Raw genomic sequence first — 19495 nt, 5'->3', positions numbered from 1 at the left:
CCCTCCTAGTCATCTGTTAGCCAAGTTCTAACGAGCTTAGCAAATTCATCTGGTTTTTCTCTTGCCATTCTCTCAAGCTGTTTTCGTTTAGTAGCCGAAGCGCTGTCTTCCTCATTCGGTATATCCGGTATTTCTTCAGTAACTGGCCCTAAAAGTACTTCTTCTTCCTCTTCATTTCTCTTTTTCTTTTTCATTAACAAGAAGATTAATAGAATAATGATTCCAACTAATACCCCACCAACAACATATAACCATGTAGGTACAGTTTCTTCAGAAGTTTGTGGAACCTCCACTTTTCCTCTAAACTGCTGTGCAGACACAAAAATTTTATCGTTGATGTCTTCAGGTGTTAATTCACTAGCTAAGTTCCCATCAATACTTGTACGGACTATGGTACTTAATATTTGTTGAATATCATTTAATCGTTCAATTGGCAGTTCCTCTTGTCCTTCAGGTGGCTCAACCATGACCTGTATGCCTAAATCGCGTATTTTATATGGACTTTCTACAATTTCACGGCGAATACGGTTTACATCATTATTGACACGTTCTTCAATTTTTTCATAGGATCCACCGCCTGTACCTACTACACCTGGGTATCCAGGAATAGCCTCTCCAGTACCTGCGACCCCGCCTTCTGGAATTTCATCGCCTTCATACGTTTCAGTGATTCTCTCAATACTAACCGCTAAACCTTCCATATTTTCTTCATCAACTGGTGCAACAAGGTCTTCTTGACGATTTTCTTGTGTGAAATCAATATCTGTTGTTACAGAAACTAATACACTGTCGCGACCCATCATCGTACCTAACATTTGTGTAAGTTGACGTTGTAAGTCCCTTTCGATGTCTTGTTTAATTTTTCTCTGATGTTCATAGGCAGTCAATGTAGAATAATCTTGCGAATTTTCATCTTTATATTCAAAATGCTCAAACATTTGGTTCATGATGACGATATTATCTATTGGAAGGTTTGGAACACTCTTAGACACTAGATGATGTAATGCCCGAACTTGCCTCGGTTCTAAGTTGTATCCAGGAGCGGTATTAATAACAATTGATGCTGATGCCGTCATTAATTCATCAGAAACCCAAATTCTTTCCTCTGGTAAAGTTATCATGACATTAGCACCATTTACGCCATCAATATTTCTAATTAAATTTCCTAACTCGGTTTGTACTGCAGCTCTTTCCATTAACGAGAATTCATTATCCGTAATACCAATGCCCATCCGGTCTCTAAAAAAGCCGTAATCAATACTGCCACTTCTTGGAATTCCCTCGGCAGCTAGCTCCACTTTCAATGTATCGACCATCGTTTCAGGAACACTTATAGTCGTCCCATTCGCTGAAATTTCAGATGCAATTCCTCTAGCATCTAGAGTTTCTTTTATTTGTCCAGTTTCTTGTACAGACAAATTACTATATAGAGGCACAAAACTTGATCTTGTCCCAAAAATAGTTAATAATATAATCATAGTGATTAACAATAAAATAGAGCCAATAAAAATACCCTTTTGGGCACTTGTTCGCTCTTTCCAGAAGTTAACACCGTTTTCTTTATATTCTACTAGCTTATCGTTCATGAGCCCTCCCACCTATGCGACAATTACCATCATTGTAGTTTTAACTATAGTGTTTAGCGTAAGTTCAATAAAAATAACAAAAGATCCGGGATTTTCAAGGCAACGTAATTACTAGTTTTTAGGTTACTTGTTGCCTAATATATGCTGAATTCTACGTTCTACATAAACAGTAAGCTACTTAAGCTGATACCGGTTGTAGTTAATACAAATGGAGAAACCCGCGGACCTTTTGTAAGTTTTAAACTTGCATGCGCATGATTTCTTGATAAGCTTCTATTACTTTGTTACGTACTTCTACAGTTGCTTGTAACGTAATACTCGCTTTTTGTCCTAAAATCATAACTTCATGAAGGTTCTGAGCTTCTCCGCGAGCAAGCTTTAACGTGGCTTCTGAAGAGTGATTTTGCATATTATTTACGTTTTTTATAGCGTCATTAAGCGCCGCCTTAAACTGACTTTGCGCTTCAGCTGGTGTTCTTTTAATCATTTGTGTTTCTAGCGGCTGTCGCTGCACAGCAAAAGGGGTAGTAATCTTATTTAGTTCCATTTATATTACCCATCCTTATCTACCAATTTCTAAAGCTTTCATTAGCATGTTTTTCGTTGCGTTTAGAGTAGTTACATTTGCTTCGTATGAGCGTGTTGCACTCATTAAATCTACCATTTCTCTTAAAGGATCAACATTTGGCAGTTTAACATATCCATCGGCATCCGCATCTGGATGCTCAGGTTGATACATAAGTTTAAAAGGTGTACGGTCTTCAATAATTCTCGACACTTTAACACCTTCTCCAGGATGATTGGATTGATTCATTGCTTTATTTAAGTATGAAGAGAAGTTTTGTTGATTAGGTTGCATGACCACCATTTTTCGCCTGTAGGGCTGCCATTCTCCATTTACAAAGTTTGCTCGTGTCGTTTCAGCATTTGCCATATTCGCAGAAATAACATCCATCCTTAACCTTTGCGCTGTTAATGAAGATGCTGAAATATTAAATCCATTAAAAATCGTCACGTTTACTTCCCACCTTTAATGACAGTTTGAAGACTATTAAAACGTCCGTTCATTCGGTCGATTAGTGCATTATAGTAGATTTGATTTTGAGCGAGGTCAGCCATTTCTTTATCTATGTCCACATTATTTAAGTTATGGTTATACATCGTGTTATTTACCCTAGTAATAAAGGCTTCTCTCTGTTTACCTGTGCTAAAATTCATATGACGTTCGTCCGTTCTATTAGCATCAAAGGATTTTGTCGAAACTGCTTGTTCTAATGTATGTTTGAAGTTCACTTTTTTCGTTTTGTAATTTGGTGTATCAACATTTGCAATGTTATGTGAAATTGCTCTTTGCCTTAAAGCTGAACCATCTAATGCCCTTTCAAGCGTGCTAAACGCGGGGCTTGAAAACAAATTCATTTTAAGTCGCTCCTTGTAATTTTTCCTCGAATATTGCCTAATCCTGCTAGTAAATTGTAATCCATCTTATACTAAATGTCTAATAATCATTTGGCTTCTAGGTGAAATCAACTAAAAAGACCTACACAAAAATCATTACTAAAGTCCTGTAACTTCACTGAAGTTCTCAAAAAATCCGTCGAATTGTGTAATACTATGTATATTATAATATAAATCCATTAAAAAAAAATAGATTCTAGGTTTCCTTTTAATGTATTTGCAGTATTGTCAATTAGGCTTATTTCACTATTCACGGTAGCCTGCAACATCAACAGATAAACTCATGGATACATTTAAGCAAAATAAAAAGAGGTCAACTCGTTTTGAGCCGGACCCCATTATCATAAATACACTAACTAGATTAGATGCGTTATGGTCATGAAGGAGCGTGCCGCTTGTGAGTAACCTCTTTACTTCTATTTATCCTTGTTTAATCTTATCTAACTCGGCTAGAAACTTATCGTTAAGAACTTTAATATATGTCCCTTTCATACCTAGTGAACGTGATTCGATTACACCGGCACTCTCTAGCTTACGAAGAGCGTTTACAATAACCGAGCGCGTTATACCAACACGGTCAGCAATTTTACTCGCTACGAGTAGACCTTCTTTTCCTTCTAGTTCTTCAAAGATGTGTTCAACAGCTTCTAATTCACTGTAAGACAATGAACTGATGGCCATTTGAACAACAGCTTTACTACGTGCTTCCTCTTCGATTTCTTGTGTTTTTTCATGAAGGATTTCCATACCAACTACAGTAGCACCGTATTCTGCAAGAATTAAGTCATCATTATCGAATGACTTATTTAATCTTGCTAACACTAGAGTTCCTAGTCTTTGTCCCCCGCCTAGAATAGGTACAATTGTTGTTAATCCAGAACCAAACAGATCTTTGTTTTCTACTGGAAACGCCGTATATTCACTCTCGATATCAAGATTTGCACTCGTTTCTTCAATTCTAAACAGGTTAGTTGTATATTCTTCAGGAAACTGTCGCTCTTCTAACATTTTTTTCATTCTTTCGTTTTCAATTTCCTGCTTAATAGAAAAACCTAATAATTTACCTCGACGACTTACCACGAAAATATTTGCTTCAATTACATCGCGTAAAGTTTCAGCCATATCTTTAAAGTTTACGTGTTGGCCTCCAGACTTTTGCAGCATCTCATTAATTTTTCTAGTTCTAGTTAGTAAATCCATTCCTTTTTCCTCCTAAAAAGTCCATACTATAAAATGTATTGGCTTAAATCTCTATTTTTTGCGATTGTTGCTAACTTTTCTTCAACATAAGCTGGTGTAATTACAATCTCTTCTAATGTTATATCAGGTGCTTCAAATGATAAATCTTCAAGCAATTTTTCTAATAGCGTATGCAATCTCCTCGCACCGATATTTTCTGTATCTTGGTTAACATCTGTTGCAATTGTCGCAATCTTATGAATAGCTTCGTCAGAAAATTTGACTTTTATACCTTCTGTTTCTAGTAATGCTATATATTGTTTGATCAAAGCATTATCTGGCTCTACTAAAATGCGAACAAAATCATCAATCGATAAATTAGAAAGCTCCACTCGGATTGGGAATCGTCCTTGTAGTTCCGGTATTAAATCTGATGGCTTTGCCATATGAAAAGCACCTGCACCAACAAATAAAATATGATCGGTTTTTACAGGTCCATACTTTGTTACAATCGTTGAACCTTCTACGATTGGTAAAATATCACGTTGAACACCTTCTCGTGAAACATCGGCACTATTTTGACTTTTCCCTGCAATTTTATCAATCTCATCAATAAAGATAATACCCAATTGTTCAGCTTTTGAAACAGCTTCTTGATTGACTTCATCCATATCAATAAGCTTTTGCGCTTCTTCTTCAGTTAAATATTTGCGTGCTTCTCGAACAGTTAAACGACGCTTTTTCTTTTTCTTTGGCATCATATTCCCTAACATATCTTGCATATTGATACCCATTTGCTCCATACCTGAACCTTGAAACATATCAAAAAATCCGGATGTTTGTTCCTCAACATCAATTGTAACAATATGGTCTTCAAGTTCACCGAGAGCTAATTTGTGTGCAGTTTGACGTCTTTTTTGTTGGACATCTTGACTTTCGTTTGCGTCCGATGTCTCTTGAACAGGTTGTCCTTGATTTCCGAAAAGCATCTCAAGTGGATTTTTATATTGCGTTTGTTTTTTAGCTGACGGTACAAGTAAGTCAACAATTCTTTGATTAGCTTGTTCCTCAGCCTTATCACGAACGCTGTTCATCTTCTCTTCCTTCACGATACGGATCGAAGTGTCGACCAAATCGCGAACCATTGATTCTACATCTCGCCCTACATATCCGACCTCTGTAAATTTAGTAGCTTCCACTTTTACAAAAGGCGCTCCGACTAATTTGGCAAGTCTTCGAGCAATTTCTGTTTTACCTACACCAGTAGGTCCAATCATCAAAATGTTTTTAGGTGTTACTTCATCACGAAGCTTTTCATCGAGTAAACTGCGACGATAGCGATTTCTAAGAGCTACAGCTACAGATTTTTTCGCAGACTCCTGACCTACAATGTATTGGTCTAGACGTTCAACAATTTGTCTTGGCGTTAAGTTATTTTGCATCTCAACATCCTCCGCTCTCAAAAGTTTTTATAACTCTTCGATGACAATCTGTTTATTCGTGTATACACAAATATCGCCAGCAGTTTCTAGTGCAGCCATCGCAATTTCTTTGGCAGAAAGTTGGGGTGCGTGTTTTTTTAATGCACGACCCGCAGAAAGCGCATAATTACCTCCTGAACCGATAGAAAGTATTCCGTCATCTGGCTCAATTACTTCACCGGTTCCAGATACGAGTAATAAATGTTCTTTATTCATGACGATCAGCATTGCCTCCAGTCTACGCAAAACTTTATCACTTCTCCACTCCTTTGCCAGTTCAACTGCAGCCCTTTGTAAGTTACCATTGTATTCTTCTAAGCGTCCCTCAAATTTTTCAAAGAGAGTAAAAGCATCTGCTACAGAACCTGCAAAGCCTGCGATTACTTTGCCTTGATAGATCTTTCTCACTTTTTTTGCGGTATGTTTCATAACTACAGCATTACCGAACGTTACTTGCCCGTCACCTGTCATGGCACATTGCCCGTTATGTTGAATGGCGAAGATCGTTGTTGCATGAAAAGTTGCTTCTGACATAAAGAACCCCCCCTTAATGATAAGTAAAACAAAGTTGCAAACGTTGGTTGCTTATAATTGATACAGCAAATATGAAAACTAAAACTATAGTATCGTTTTATGCTCTTGGATGGTGTTTCATATATACATCTTTCAATCGATCCTTTGTTACGTGCGTATATATCTGAGTTGACGATAAATGTGAATGTCCTAATAATTCCTGAACTACTCGTAAGTCGGCACCATTATTCAATAAATGCGTAGCAAATGTATGACGTAATTTATGTGGGCTCATGTGCATTGATAATGAGGCTTTTTCAATACGCTTTTTAAGAATATCTCGAACACTTCTATCAGTTAGTGGTCCCCCTCGGAAGTTTAGAAACAATGCAGAGTGTGGACCTGTCTTTGACTTTCTTATGAGTTGAGTTCGTGCTTCATCAATATAGTTTTGCAGTGCATCTAATGCATAGCTTCCTACTGGTACATAACGTTCTTTTCTCCCTTTACCAATAACAAAGACAGTACCTATTGAAAAATCAATGTCCTCTATCTTCAATTGACAACATTCACTCACTCGTAGACCCGACGAATATAATAACTCTAGTATTGCTTTATCCCTTTGATCGAGGGCATTTTTATCATCAAACGAAGAAAATAACTGTTCTATTTCTTCTTCATACATAAAGGTGGGCAAACGTTTTCCTACTTTAGGAATATGAGTAGCAGCGAATGGGTTCTCATTCACTTTTCCTTCTCTTAATAAAAACCGATAAAGACTACGCAAAGCCGAAATTCTCCGAGCAATCGAAGTTCGGGCATATTCTTTATCGTAGAGGACTGTTAAATAGTGCCTTACAGTATGATAAGTAACAGACAAAAAATCATTAATATTATTTTCTTTCATATGTTTCATAAAGTCATCGATATCAAGTAGATAATTATCAATCGTATGCTTGGAGCAATTTTTCTCAACTTGTAAATAAAAGACAAAATCATCAATTAACGTTCGGTTGGATGTATCTTCCATAGTAACACCTCACAAAAGCTACTAAATTGTACCACAACTTAGTAGCTCATTCAAGGGAATTTACATTTTTTTCACAAAATTCTGAATTGTTTCAATCGCTCGATTAGCAAGTGTCTCATTTCGTTCTTTTTTATTCTTAATTCTTTGATCCAAAGGCTTTAACAATCCAAAGTTAGCATTCATCGGTTGAAAGTTTTTCGGATTGGCCGTAGTGATGTATTGTGCCATACTTCCAATAGCTGTTTCTTCAGGAAAAACGGCTAATTCCTTCTGCTCAACATACCTTGCTGCATTAATTCCTGCAATTAGCCCGGAAGCAGCTGACTCTACATACCCTTCAACACCTGTAATTTGACCAGCAAAGAAAAGATCATCTCTTTCTTTGAATTGATAAGTAGGTTTTAACACTTTTGGAGAATTGATAAACGTATTACGATGCATGACACCGTAACGAACAATTTCAGCGTTCTCAAGACCAGGTATGAGTTTTAATACTTCCTTTTGTGGACCCCACTTTAAATGCGTTTGGAAACCAACAATATTGTACAATGTTCCAGATTGGTTATCTTGTCTTAGTTGAATAACGGCATACGGCCTTTTTCCTGTTTCAGGGTGTTCAAGCCCAACTGGCTTCAATGGTCCGAATAACATTGTTTTTTTCCCGCGTTGTGCCATTACTTCAATTGGCATACACCCTTCAAAGAAAATTTCTTTCTCAAACTCTTTTAAGGGTACAGTTTCCGCGCTTATTAAGGCCTCATAAAAACGATCAAACTCTTCTTCTGTCATTGGGCAATTTAAATAAGCTGCTTCTCCTTTATCATACCGAGATTTTAAGTACACCTTATTCATATCAATAGAGTCTTTTTCAATTATAGGAGCAGCTGCATCATAAAAGTATAAATATTCTTCCCCTGTTAACTCTTTTAACTGCTGCGAAAGACTTTCAGATGTTAATGGGCCTGTTGCGATAATCGTTGGCCCCTCAGGAATATCACTTACCTCTTCATTCATTACGGTAACGAGAGGATGATTACGTACTCTGCTCGTTACACTATCTGCAAATTCATGACGGTCGACTGCTAAGGCTCCGCCTGCAGGAACGGAACAATCGTCAGCTGAAGAAATAATGACAGAATTTAAAATTCGCATTTCTTCTTTTAATACTCCAACTGCATTTGTAAGTGTATTTGCCCGCAATGAATTACTACAAACGAGTTCTGCAAATTTATCAGTATGGTGAGCAGGTGTTTGCTTTACTGGCCGCATTTCATAAAGATGGACTGGAATTCCACGGTTGGCTATTTGCCAAGCAGCCTCACTTCCAGCTAACCCTGCGCCGATTACGTTAATATGTATATTCTCCAAGATTTAAACCCTCCGTACCAAATTGAAAGCTTCATTGTAAAGTCTGTATTCGTTCTATAGGGTGACTCATATAACCTATTACAATATTCGGCTTATCTTCTGATATACTATACTGTGCCTTAAGTATAAGCCCGAATCACCCTATTCATACTATCCGTACTTATGATCAGAGAAGTCAGACCTCTAATATAATATACTAACACTTCAATTCTTTCAATTCATTTCACTAATTTGTCTCTTCTTTGTAATCACATGATGTACATTGCACATGCACGCCTTTTTTCGTTTTCTTTTCAACAAGCATGTGCTCACATTTCGGGCACTTTCTTGCAATTGGTTTATCCCAAGAAACGAATTCACATTCTGGAAAACGATCACACCCGAAAAAAATTCTTCGTTTTTTACTTTTACGCTCTACAATATTTCCTTCATGACAAGATGGACACTTCACACCTATATCTTTTACGATCGCTTTCGTATTACGACACTCTGGGAAGTTTGAACAAGCCATAAATTTTCCGAAGCGCCCCATTTTATAGACCATTTCATGTCCACATTTGTCACAATCTTCTCCAGCTGGTTCGTCTTTAATCTCAACTTCTTTCATTTCTTCTTCCGCATGCTTTACTTGCTTTTCAAACCCCTTATAAAAACCGTCAATGACACGAATCCAATTTTCTTTCCCATCCTCAATTGCATCTAGGTCATTTTCCATCTTTGCTGTAAAGTCTACATTCAATATATCAGGGAAAAATTCATGGATTAACTCAATCACGATTTCCCCTAACTCAGTTGGTACAAAGCGCTTTTCATCAAGTGCCACATACCCTCTACGTTGAATAGTATCCAGGGTTGGTGCAAATGTAGATGGCCTGCCAATTCCTAGTTCTTCTAGTGTTTTTACAAGCCTAGCTTCTGAATATCTAGGTGGTGGTTGTGTAAAGTGTTGGTTCGGTGTGATTTCTTCTTTCTTTACGGTTTTACCTTCTTCTAAGTTGGGCAGAAATTTATCTTCTTCATTTTTCCCATCATCATTGCCCTCTATATAAACCTTCATAAAACCGGCAAATTTTACTTTTGACCCTGTTGCTCTAAAAACCACATCTTCGTTTTTTAAATCAACTGTCATCGTATCCATAATAGCCGGTGCCATTTCGCTGGCTACTAGGCGATCCCAAATGAGCTTGTAAAGGCGAAACTGGTCTCGTGACAGGTAGCTTTTTACTGTTTTCGGGTCTTTATATACTGAAGTCGGTCTAATTGCTTCATGGGCATCCTGTGCTTTCTTATCTTGCTTAACCGTTCTCTCACCTTGACGTGTATATTCTTTTCCGTATGTCTCTTCGATATAAGACTTTACTTCCTGCTTTGCCGTTTCTGATATCCGAGTAGAATCGGTACGCATATATGTAATTAAACCTACCGTTCCTTCTTTTCCAAGATCAATTCCTTCATATAATTGTTGGGCAAGCATCATCGTTTTCTTCGCACGGAAATTTAATTTTCGAGCAGCCTCTTGTTGTAAAGAAGATGTTGTAAACGGAGCAACAGGGTTTCGTTTTCTTTCTTTCTTCTTAACAGAGTCAACTATAAAACTGTTACCCTTAAGTTTTCCAAGAACATCATTTACTTCGGCTTCCGTTTTTAATTCTACTTTCTTCGATCCAATCCCGTAAAATTTTGCCTCAAATTGATCGTCGTCCATAGAGAAGGATGCTTGGATGCTCCAATACTCTTCTGGTACAAATGCTTTTATTTCATTTTCTCGGTCGATAATCATTTTAACAGCAACCGATTGTACTCTTCCCGCACTTAAGCCTTTTTTTACTTTCTTCCATAATATAGGGCTAATATTATATCCAACTAGACGATCGAGAATTCGCCTTGCTTGCTGCGAATCAACTAAATCCATATTAATACATCGCGGTTCTTTAAAAGCATCTTTAATGGCTTGTTTTGTAATCTCATTAAATACGACTCGGCACTCTGAAGTCTCATCAATATCTAGACTGTGTGCTAAGTGCCAAGCTATCGCTTCACCTTCGCGATCCGGGTCAGCTGCGAGATAAATTTTCTTTACCTTTTTAGCTGCTGCTTTTAATTCCTTTAATACAGGTCCTTTTCCACGTATAGTTATATATTTAGGATTGAAGCCCTCTTCTACGTCTACTCCCATTTGACTTTTTGGTAAATCTCTTACATGTCCCATGGACGCTTTAACTGTGTATTTCTTACCTAAGTATTTACCAATCGTCTTGGCTTTTGCGGGAGATTCAACTATTACTAAATAATCAGCCATGTCTGTTTCCTCCCCCTTTGAGGATTAATATAAATCTTCCCTATTATTAAATACATTTTTAGCATTTGTCAAACATTACTTCTAAAATAATTTGAAATATAGATCAATTTTACCCAAAATTAACAATGTAATTCAGTTAAAATATCACTAGAAGTAAGCACTAGTTTTGCTCCATTTTGAATCAGAACATTCGTTCCCTTTGATCGTTCTTCTAAAATCGAGCCTGGTACCGCAAAAATCTCTCTCCCTTGTTCTAGTCCTTGATCAGCCGTTATTAGTGCTCCACTTTTCTCTTTTGCTTCTACTACTAATATACCTTGACTTAGACCGCTAATAATTCGGTTTCTTTCCGGGAACTGCCATCTTTGTGGTTTTTGGTGGGGAGGGTATTCAGAAAGTAATAATTGTTCTTTAGACATACATTGTGCTAGAGGTAAATTTTTTTTCGGGTATATGTGGAAAAGGCCAGATCCGAGAACACCGATTGTTTTTCCTTTTAACTTCATCGTTAATTCATGTGCTTTCGTATCAATTCCATCTGCAAGACCACTCACAATCGTCCAACCGTCGTTAATGATCGGGGGCAGAAGTTTATCTATACTTTTCAATCCATGTTGTGATGGGAATCTCGTACCGACAACGGCGAGTGTTCGAGAAGATTTTAGTAGTTTCAAGTCGCCTTTACAATAAAGTACCCATGGTGGATCATATGTGTTTATTAGAAGGGAGGGATATAAAGAATCAAATGGAGTAATTGGAGTGATTTGATGGAGTGAAAATTCTTGAATGATCTTATCGATATTCGTGTGATGAATGTCAAAGTAAAAAGTATTTGCGTGGTTTTCTTTCATATGAAAATATTGAATGAGGTCAGCTGGTTTGTACTTATAAATTACAGCCAATGTGGGATCGTGTTGAATGAAAGAATAAATCGTTTTCCAACCTACACCTCTACAGTGATTAAAGTGGATTAACCTTCTTTTCCTATCGTCCATTGGATCACCTTTATTCGTTTAAATTTATATACAGAAAAGAGGCTGACCAATACAACTTGTGTCAGCCTCTCATGATTATTAGTTTTTATGAGTGATACACTTTTCAAGAAGTCCTTGTTCTTTAAGAACAGAGATTAACGTTTCACCCATTACAGATGGCGTTTCTGCTACTTTAATACCGCAGCTTTCCATTGTTTTAATTTTTTCAGCAGCAGTACCTTTACCACCAGAGATAATAGCACCAGCATGCCCCATACGTTTGCCTGGAGGTGCTGTTTGTCCGCCAATGAAACCTACAACAGGCTTAGTCATATTAGCTTTAACCCACTCAGCAGCTTCTTCTTCTGCAGTTCCACCAATTTCACCAATCATAATAACTGCATAAGTGTCTGGGTCTTCGTTAAATAAGTTTAATACATCGATAAAGTCTGTTCCATTAACAGGGTCTCCACCGATACCAACAGCTGTAGATTGACCAATTCCATTAGTTGAAAGTTGGTGAACAGCTTCATATGTTAATGTACCAGAACGAGATACTACACCTACGTGACCTTTGTTATGAATATAACCTGGCATAATACCAATTTTACATTCTTCTGGAGTAATAACACCAGGGCAGTTTGGTCCAACTAGACGAGTTTTCTTCCCTTCCATGTAACGTTTAACTTTAATCATATCGTTTACAGGAATTCCTTCAGTGATACAAATTGCTAAATCAAGCTCTGCATCTACAGCTTCCATGATCGCATCTGCAGCAAATGCAGGTGGTACATAAATAACTGTTGCGTTAGCGCCTGTTGCTTTAACTGCTTGGTCCACTGTATCAAATACAGGAACACCTTCGATTTCCGTTCCACCTTTTCCTGGTGTAACTCCACCTACAATGTTTGTACCATATTCAATCGCTTGTTGCGTATGGAATAAACCAGTAGCACCAGTAATCCCTTGTACAATAACTTTTGTATCTTTATTAATAAGGATACTCATTCTCCACGTCCCGCCTTTCTATTTCACTAGAGATACGATTTTTTGTGCACCATCAGCCATAGAGTCAGCTGAAGTGATGTTTAAACCAGACTCTTCAAGAATTTTCTTACCTTTATCTACGTTTGTTCCTTCAAGACGTACAACAAGCGGTAATTCTAAACCTACTTGTTTTGTAGCTTCTACTACACCTTCTGCAATGATGTCACACTTCATAATTCCACCAAAAATGTTAACGAAAATTCCTTTAACATTTTGGTCGGAAAGAATGATCTTAAATGCTTCTGTAACTTTTTCAGCAGTAGCACCGCCCCCAACATCAAGGAAGTTAGCAGGATCACCATTGTAGTGCTTAATGATATCCATCGTTGCCATAGCAAGTCCAGCACCATTAACCATACAACCGATATTACCATCTAACGCGATATAGCTAAGGTCATATTTAGAAGCTTCGATCTCTTTAACATCTTCTTCGTCTAAGTCACGATATTCTAAAATATCCTTCTGACGATATAATGCATTTGAGTCAAAGTTTAATTTTGCATCAAGTGCCATTACTTTACCGTCTCCAGTAGTAACAAGCGGGTTAATTTCTGCAATTGAACAATCTTTATCAGCGAATACTTGATATAAGCCCATCATAAATTTAACAGCTTGATTTACTAACTCTTTAGGAATATTAATGTTAAATGCTAATCTACGAGCTTGGAATCCTTGTAAACCTACAGCAGGATCAATATACTCTTTAAAGATTTTTTCTGGAGTTGCTTCAGCAACTTCTTCGATTTCAGTTCCGCCTTCTTCAGAAGCCATCATAACGATGCGAGAAGTTGCACGGTCTAATACAAGACCCACATAATATTCTTTTTGAATATCGCAACCTTCTTCGATAAGTAAGCGCTTTACTTCTTTACCTTCTGGACCAGTTTGATGAGTAACTAGAACTTTCCCTAAAATTTCTTGTGCGTATGTACGAACCTCATCAAGATTCTTAGCAACCTTGACACCGCCAGCTTTACCACGGCCACCAGCATGGATTTGTGCTTTAACAACACAAACGCTAGAACCTAATTCTTTTGCAGCTTCTACTGCTTCTTCTACAGAAAAAGCCACTTTTCCATTTGGCACTGCCACTCCATACTTACGAAGAAGCTCTTTACCTTGATACTCGTGGATATTCATTCTCTCTCCATCCTCCTATCAATTGTATCCATATTTAAAGGACATAGACTAACTAGTCTGTCCAATACAGATATTTCGTGATGAATTGTCAAATTCCTTTTTTATTTTAACACTTTTTAAAATTTTTTGGAGGGGTTTCCCCTCCAAAATTTAATAAAATAGACACATTTTCTTTATTTTTCACCCTTATTCGCGTCTTTTCCTGTTTTTTTCTCTGTTTTTGGTCTCGTTCCTGTTAAGCCATCATTACCATAGCTTACGTTAATAGACGGATGCATGAACATAGCTCCAGGCGGAGTCATTTTTTCTTCTACTACTTCACATTCTGTTGGATCAGCAAACCCCTTATTTTCAATAGGGGCATTCTCTTCTTGGACCCAATGATCCCCTGACATTTGTGCAGGATCAATATTTTCATCCCAATAATCCAACGGTGTTTTTGGGTTAGGGTTAAATTCTCTGTCCTTCCCCATTACTCACAATCCTCCATACCTTTAGATTCCTCTGTTTTATCTAACACTTTTCTTGTCATACTTCGGCTGACTGCATCCATTTCTTGAACACTTCGATGAACTCCAAATTCCATGGCAATTTCTTCACGGTAGCTTTCTAACATTTGCTCACATTCAGGAACGACTAATAAATTCTTTTTTGACATCGTATCACTCCTTTCATTATCTCCACATAGTATGTCCAACGTGTATCAAACCATGAGAATTTACTATCTAAAAAAAGAGTCAAGCAATTGCTTGACTCTTCTAACAAAAAAAGCGTAAACGCCCCGTTTAGCGACGTACAGAGCGCTTCGTATGATTTAGAAGTAACACAGTGATCGCCTGTGAGCGGATGCGCAAGAAATCTCGCTAGTCGTTAGGCACTGGAACTAGACATCTTCGAATTCTATAGTTGCTTGCTGTCTGTATTGTGATTTTTATCAATACGGTATATAAAAGCAAATACTTCAGCAACGACTTCAAATAATTCAGTCGGGATGGTTTCATTGATTTCTAATTGACTAAGTAGCTCAATTAACGATGGATCCTCTTGAATAGGTATATGATGTTCTTTCGCACGCTCTATAATTTCTTCAGCAACAAAGCCCTTACCCTTTGCTTTAACTCGAGGCGCCACGTCTAGTGTTTCATTAAACGAAAGAGCAATCGCCGTTTGATATTTTTTTTCGTTTCTCATACTCTTACATCGACTCCCTCATAGCCGTTCCTCTGAGTATACGCCTTATGAGCAGACGTATCCTTCTTAAACTGCCGCTCTGTGAACTGGATCCAATTTACAGAAGATAACGTATATTCCATCGCCGAAAGTTGCTTTTTTAATAAAGGTTGAAGTACATTTAACAGCAAGACTGGGCGTTCATGTTCATTGAACACTTGAACGGAGATGATCTTTTTTTGTATTTGAACATCAACTACCGTTTCTTTTAATTGCGCTAAATGTAAATAAAAAAGAATCCGACAATGGTCTGGATCTATTTTTCCATCAGCTTTTCTTTTTCCTTCCCATTGAACAGTAAGCTCTGTTTGCCATTCTCCTAATTGAAGAGGCACTTGTAATGCGGTTTGCTGAATAGGTCCGTATTGTTCTGTTGCAAGTAACTGTTGCCCTGTAATTCGATTAATAACTGACTCTACTTTGTCCTTCATCGTCTTTGGGAGCTGAAATTGGTTGAGCTGTAATAATAAACTTTTGAGGCGTTCACCTTGTTTATAATCATTAGAACTGTTTTGTCCTTGAAAGAATTGTAAAAGCTCTCTTTCTTGTGAGTATCCTAATCCAGAAACGATTCTAAGCAGTTGATTAGCAATAGATGAGCGTTCACCCTGCTGTTCATTTTGTACAGATTGACCCCACAAATGGGATAAGGCCTCTCTTTCTTGAGTAGATAATTGACCGAATGTATTCTGTAAATTAAAAAAGTGGTTCGTTAGAGTTTGGGCATTCGTGTTATTCGAAAATAATTGCAGCAGTAGTTGAAATTGTTGTTGTTGTTCCGCTTTTGTATAAGGTTGGTTTAGGTGTGAATATAATAATTGAAACAGCGTTTTGCCATCTAAAGAGGCAAGCGGTATGCCTCCTGTAACACTTTGCAATAAAAATGGCCATAACTTACTTACTGTCTGGCGGTTTGAAGGATCAATTAACTGCGTCTTAAAGTTTTCAAATAACTGATCTGCTGAAACATTTCCGCCCGCTAAACCCGTCCTTTGTAAAAGCTGAACTGCTCCTTCTCTTAAATCTTTTGACATCGCTTGTGACGAAGCTGCATGAAGTAATTGAAGAACTTGGTGTTTCCCCTCAGAAATTTGTGTTTCTTTTAAAACGGCATCGATTCCATTCGTATAAGACCTTAATGAAGGATGTTCTTTTTGCAACGTTTGAAGCTGTGTCTGCAGTTCGGCAATCTGCTGTAATAAAGATCCCTGTGTTCGCTCCACGGCTTGCATTGCATTAAAACTTTCTAGTGTCAGTGGCAAGTTTTTATGCAGCAATATCGATAAAATCTGTAAGCCCTCTTTATTCGTAAGTCCAGTTTGTTGCAATAAGTGAGCTGCTTTTTCGAAAACTTCTTTAGTAAAAGGAATTTGTTCAGTTGCCAAATGGCGAATTAATAAATCATTAACTTTGTTTACTGGTAAATTTAACTGTTGAAGTACTTGAGCTTGCGTTTGCTGACCGTCCCGCCTCACAGCATTATCGTCAAGAATTTTGAGTTGCGGTACTCCTCCCGCACGAACAACTTCTAACCAGTATTTTTGTCCAGCTGTAAGAGGTACTTCAAGTTTTGCCGTTACAGTCCTATTTCCTAATTGAAGGGATGCCAAGTGATTTGGAAAAAATTTGAGAATTCTTCCTTGAAACAGTTGACCTTGGGAAAGATGTAGTGTTTGAGTTTTTTTAATTGGTGTTTTCTGAGTTGCTTCTTGAATTTTACTAAACAAAACGTACATCTCCCTTCATATTTACTATTTTGCTATACTCTCTTTTACTGGACTAAAACTCATACGATGTTCATCCAAAATAACTCCGTACCTTTCAAGCGCTAGCAAGTGCTCTTTTGTCCCATAGCCCATATGTCGCTCAAATCCGTAATTAGGGTATGTCTTACCTAATTCCTCCATATATCGATCTCTCGTCACTTTCGCAACAACAGAACTTGCAGCGATCGATATGCTTGTTGCATCTCCCTTAATGATAGATGTTTGTGGAATGGCCATTGGAAGTTTCATAGCATCTATGAGCAGGTGCTGCGGTTTTACCGCTAAACCTTCTATAGCTTCTGTCATTCCTAGTTTAGTTGCTTCATAAATATTTACTTTATCAATCATAGCAGCAGAAATAATACTCGTATGTACAGAAACCGCTTCTTGTAAGATTACATGATAAAAAGTCTCTCGTTTTTCTTTCGATAGCTTTTTCGAGTCGGTAAGTCCTGCTAAATAAAAATCTTTCGGTAAAATAACTGCACTACATACTACAGGACCAGCTAACGGTCCACGGCCTACTTCATCAACACCTGCAATCCATTCTACCCCTTTGTTTCTAAGATCAACCTCATAGGTGCTCATATGTAGGAACATTTCACGTAATTCCTGTTCTTTTTGCAATTGTTTTTCATATCGGTCAACTAACTTTTGGACACCTTTTCGCCCATCTGTCTTCACCTTCATAAAAAGCTCCTCAGATAGCTCAGTTTCATCTTTAAAAAGTAATTGCTCGATTTGTTTAATGGTTAGTTGGCTCATATCACGTTTCTCCTCTAATGACTTACTTATTATATCGGTCAAGTTCTTTTTATTTTTTACTAGCAAACCTGAAATATTTTGTATTCCCCTAAACACCATAAAGCCAGCTGCCTATATTGACATAAAAAAACGCAGGTGGTCGTGTGGAAGACCAACTGCGCTCTCTCTGCATCCTGAGTTTAGAGATACTCTTTAGGCGTCTCTAAAGTAATTCTCCCTAATTTTCCTGAACGTAATTCACGTAAGATGATCTCTGCTGTTTTGTCGTAATCAATATACCCACCACTTTGCAGAAACCCGCGTTTTTTTCCGATTTCATCAAAAAGCTGGATTCCTTCTGTTGGAATTTCATCTAGCTTAAAACGCTCTTTTACTTGTCCTTCATAACGGTCTTTAAGATAATTAAGGACAAACAGAGCCACGTCTTGAAAATCAAGTAATTCGTCTTTAATAGCACCTGTGGCTGCTAACCGAAAACCAATCGCTTGGTCCTCAAATTTGGGCCATAGGATCCCCGGTGTATCTAAAAGCTCCATTTCGTTACCAACTTTAATCCACTGTTGCTGTTTTGTTACACCTGGGCGATCACCAGTCTTAGCAATCTTTTTAACAGCAAGGCGATTGATTAAAGTGCTTTTTCCGACATTAGGAATACCTAAAATCATTGCACGAATCGCTCTTGGTTTCATTCCACGTGCTTTCATTTTTTCCAGTAAGGGAGTTGCAAGTTCTTTACAACTTGGGCTAATCGCCGATACTCCTTTACCGGATTGACTGTCGATGGATAAGACCTTTACATCTTGTTTTGTAAAGTAATTTTTCCATTCATCTGTTACTCTTGGATCAGCTAAATCAGCTTTGTTTAACAAAACCAATCGAGGCTTGTGAGCAACGATTTCATCTATCATTGGATTTCTTGATGACATCGGAACACGTGCATCAAGAAGCTCGATGACGACATCAATCAGCTTCAGCTTTTCCGTTACTTCTCTACGCGCTTTTGCCATATGACCTGGAAACCACTGTATCGTCACGTTAACACCTACTTTGCTATTCGTATATCTGTAAATGGCCAAAAAACAAAATTAGCCTTTCCTACTACTTCTTCATATGGGATAAATCCAATATCACGGCTATCTAAGCTTCTTCGTCTGTTATCCCCCATTACGAAAAGATACCCATCAGGAACAACGATAGAATTAGTCACTTCATCTAAAGAAAAATCATATGTAAGGGTTGCACCATTAAGCTCTTGTTTTAATTCTTCTAAATAAGGCTCTTCATAAGCCTCACCGTTGATATAAAGTGTATCATCGATAAATTCAACTGTATCACCTGGTAAACCTATGACGCGTTTTATGTAGTCACTTTCTTCACTTGCATGAAAAACAATAATATCAAAACGATCAGGTTCTCCAATGGTATACCCTATTTTATTAACAATCATACGGTCACTATGATGCAAAGTAGGAACCATCGATTCTCCTTCAACCACAATCGGTGCAAATAAGAAATAGCGAATAAGAACAGCTAAAAGTAATGCAATTAGTACTGCTTTTATCCACTCGTACGTTTCGCTTCTTCCGAAATTCATAAATCATCCTCCACAATATAAAGTTATCTATTATGAGGAATTGAGATCTTCCCTACTTTAGATCA

20 protein-coding genes are annotated in these 19495 nt (G+C 37.6%); all 20 read right to left on the bottom strand.

What is annotated here, in order from left to right:
* Nucleotides 1-5 precede the first annotated feature (5 nt).
* Nucleotides 6-1586 (bottom strand): flagellar basal-body MS-ring/collar protein FliF, encoded by a 1581-nt coding sequence (gene fliF, locus AC2VNP_RS18290; protein WP_486918699.1) that lies wholly within the window; start codon nt 1584-1586, stop codon nt 6-8.
* Between the two features lie 238 nt (nt 1587-1824).
* On the bottom strand, nt 1825-2073 hold the full coding sequence (gene fliE / locus AC2VNP_RS18285) for a flagellar hook-basal body complex protein FliE (RefSeq protein ID WP_486918888.1): 249 nt from the start codon (nt 2071-2073) through the stop codon (nt 1825-1827).
* Between the two features lie 75 nt (nt 2074-2148).
* A complete protein-coding gene (flgC, locus tag AC2VNP_RS18280) occupies nt 2149-2595 on the bottom strand; it encodes a flagellar basal body rod protein FlgC (RefSeq protein WP_486918887.1) in 447 nt (148 codons plus the stop codon).
* Nucleotides 2596-2603: 8 nt separating this feature from the next.
* Nucleotides 2604-3005: a flagellar basal body rod protein FlgB gene (gene flgB / locus AC2VNP_RS18275; RefSeq protein ID WP_486918698.1), complete on the bottom strand. Its 402-nt coding sequence runs from the start codon at nt 3003-3005 to the stop codon at nt 2604-2606.
* A 459-nt stretch (nt 3006-3464) separates the two neighbouring features.
* Complete coding sequence (gene codY, locus AC2VNP_RS18270; protein WP_486918697.1) at nt 3465-4244, bottom strand: GTP-sensing pleiotropic transcriptional regulator CodY; 780 nt, start codon at nt 4242-4244, stop codon at nt 3465-3467.
* Nucleotides 4245-4270: 26 nt separating this feature from the next.
* Nucleotides 4271-5665 carry an ATP-dependent protease ATPase subunit HslU gene (hslU, locus tag AC2VNP_RS18265; protein ID WP_486918696.1) on the bottom strand — a complete coding sequence of 465 codons (1395 nt, stop codon included), beginning with the start codon at nt 5663-5665 and terminating at the stop codon, nt 4271-4273.
* A 27-nt stretch (nt 5666-5692) separates the two neighbouring features.
* Nucleotides 5693-6238: an ATP-dependent protease subunit HslV gene (hslV, locus tag AC2VNP_RS18260; protein ID WP_486918695.1), complete on the bottom strand. Its 546-nt coding sequence runs from the start codon at nt 6236-6238 to the stop codon at nt 5693-5695.
* A 97-nt stretch (nt 6239-6335) separates the two neighbouring features.
* Nucleotides 6336-7247: a tyrosine recombinase XerC gene (gene xerC / locus AC2VNP_RS18255; protein ID WP_486918694.1), complete on the bottom strand. Its 912-nt coding sequence runs from the start codon at nt 7245-7247 to the stop codon at nt 6336-6338.
* Nucleotides 7248-7307: 60 nt separating this feature from the next.
* On the bottom strand, nt 7308-8615 hold the full coding sequence (trmFO, locus tag AC2VNP_RS18250; protein WP_486918693.1) for an FADH(2)-oxidizing methylenetetrahydrofolate--tRNA-(uracil(54)-C(5))-methyltransferase TrmFO: 1308 nt from the start codon (nt 8613-8615) through the stop codon (nt 7308-7310).
* A 226-nt stretch (nt 8616-8841) separates the two neighbouring features.
* Nucleotides 8842-10914: a type I DNA topoisomerase gene (gene topA, locus AC2VNP_RS18245; protein WP_486918692.1), complete on the bottom strand. Its 2073-nt coding sequence runs from the start codon at nt 10912-10914 to the stop codon at nt 8842-8844.
* Between the two features lie 119 nt (nt 10915-11033).
* The gene (gene dprA / locus AC2VNP_RS18240) at nt 11034-11909 is read right to left on the bottom strand and encodes a DNA-processing protein DprA (RefSeq protein WP_486918691.1); all 876 of its coding nucleotides are present in this window, start codon (nt 11907-11909) and stop codon (nt 11034-11036) included.
* Between the two features lie 78 nt (nt 11910-11987).
* Complete coding sequence (gene sucD / locus AC2VNP_RS18235; protein ID WP_486918690.1) at nt 11988-12896, bottom strand: succinate--CoA ligase subunit alpha; 909 nt, start codon at nt 12894-12896, stop codon at nt 11988-11990.
* 18 nt (nt 12897-12914) lie between these two features.
* Entirely contained in the window at nt 12915-14075 is a 1161-nt protein-coding gene (gene sucC / locus AC2VNP_RS18230) for an ADP-forming succinate--CoA ligase subunit beta (protein ID WP_486918689.1), read from the bottom strand.
* Between the two features lie 173 nt (nt 14076-14248).
* Nucleotides 14249-14548 carry a hypothetical protein gene (locus AC2VNP_RS18225; RefSeq protein WP_486918688.1) on the bottom strand — a complete coding sequence of 100 codons (300 nt, stop codon included), beginning with the start codon at nt 14546-14548 and terminating at the stop codon, nt 14249-14251.
* Nucleotides 14548-14733: a small, acid-soluble spore protein, alpha/beta type gene (locus AC2VNP_RS18220; protein WP_486918687.1), complete on the bottom strand. Its 186-nt coding sequence runs from the start codon at nt 14731-14733 to the stop codon at nt 14548-14550. The genes AC2VNP_RS18225 and AC2VNP_RS18220 overlap by 1 nt, the downstream gene beginning before the upstream one ends.
* Nucleotides 14734-14975: 242 nt before the next feature.
* The gene (locus AC2VNP_RS18215; protein ID WP_486918686.1) at nt 14976-15266 is read right to left on the bottom strand and encodes an EscU/YscU/HrcU family type III secretion system export apparatus switch protein; all 291 of its coding nucleotides are present in this window, start codon (nt 15264-15266) and stop codon (nt 14976-14978) included.
* Complete coding sequence (locus tag AC2VNP_RS18210) at nt 15263-17032, bottom strand: hypothetical protein (RefSeq protein ID WP_486918685.1); 1770 nt, start codon at nt 17030-17032, stop codon at nt 15263-15265. The genes AC2VNP_RS18215 and AC2VNP_RS18210 overlap by 4 nt, the downstream gene beginning before the upstream one ends.
* Before the next feature lie 24 nt (nt 17033-17056).
* On the bottom strand, nt 17057-17836 hold the full coding sequence (locus AC2VNP_RS18205; protein ID WP_486918684.1) for a ribonuclease HII: 780 nt from the start codon (nt 17834-17836) through the stop codon (nt 17057-17059).
* A 179-nt stretch (nt 17837-18015) separates the two neighbouring features.
* Complete coding sequence (gene ylqF / locus AC2VNP_RS18200) at nt 18016-18870, bottom strand: ribosome biogenesis GTPase YlqF (RefSeq protein ID WP_486918683.1); 855 nt, start codon at nt 18868-18870, stop codon at nt 18016-18018.
* Nucleotides 18871-18878: 8 nt separating this feature from the next.
* Nucleotides 18879-19430 (bottom strand): signal peptidase I, encoded by a 552-nt coding sequence (gene lepB, locus AC2VNP_RS18195; protein WP_486918682.1) that lies wholly within the window; start codon nt 19428-19430, stop codon nt 18879-18881.
* Between the last annotated feature and the right edge of the window lie 65 nt (nt 19431-19495).

This window comes from Alkalihalobacterium sp. TH-98 (genome assembly GCF_057473385.1).
This window is presented reverse-complemented; position numbering and strand designations above follow the sequence as displayed.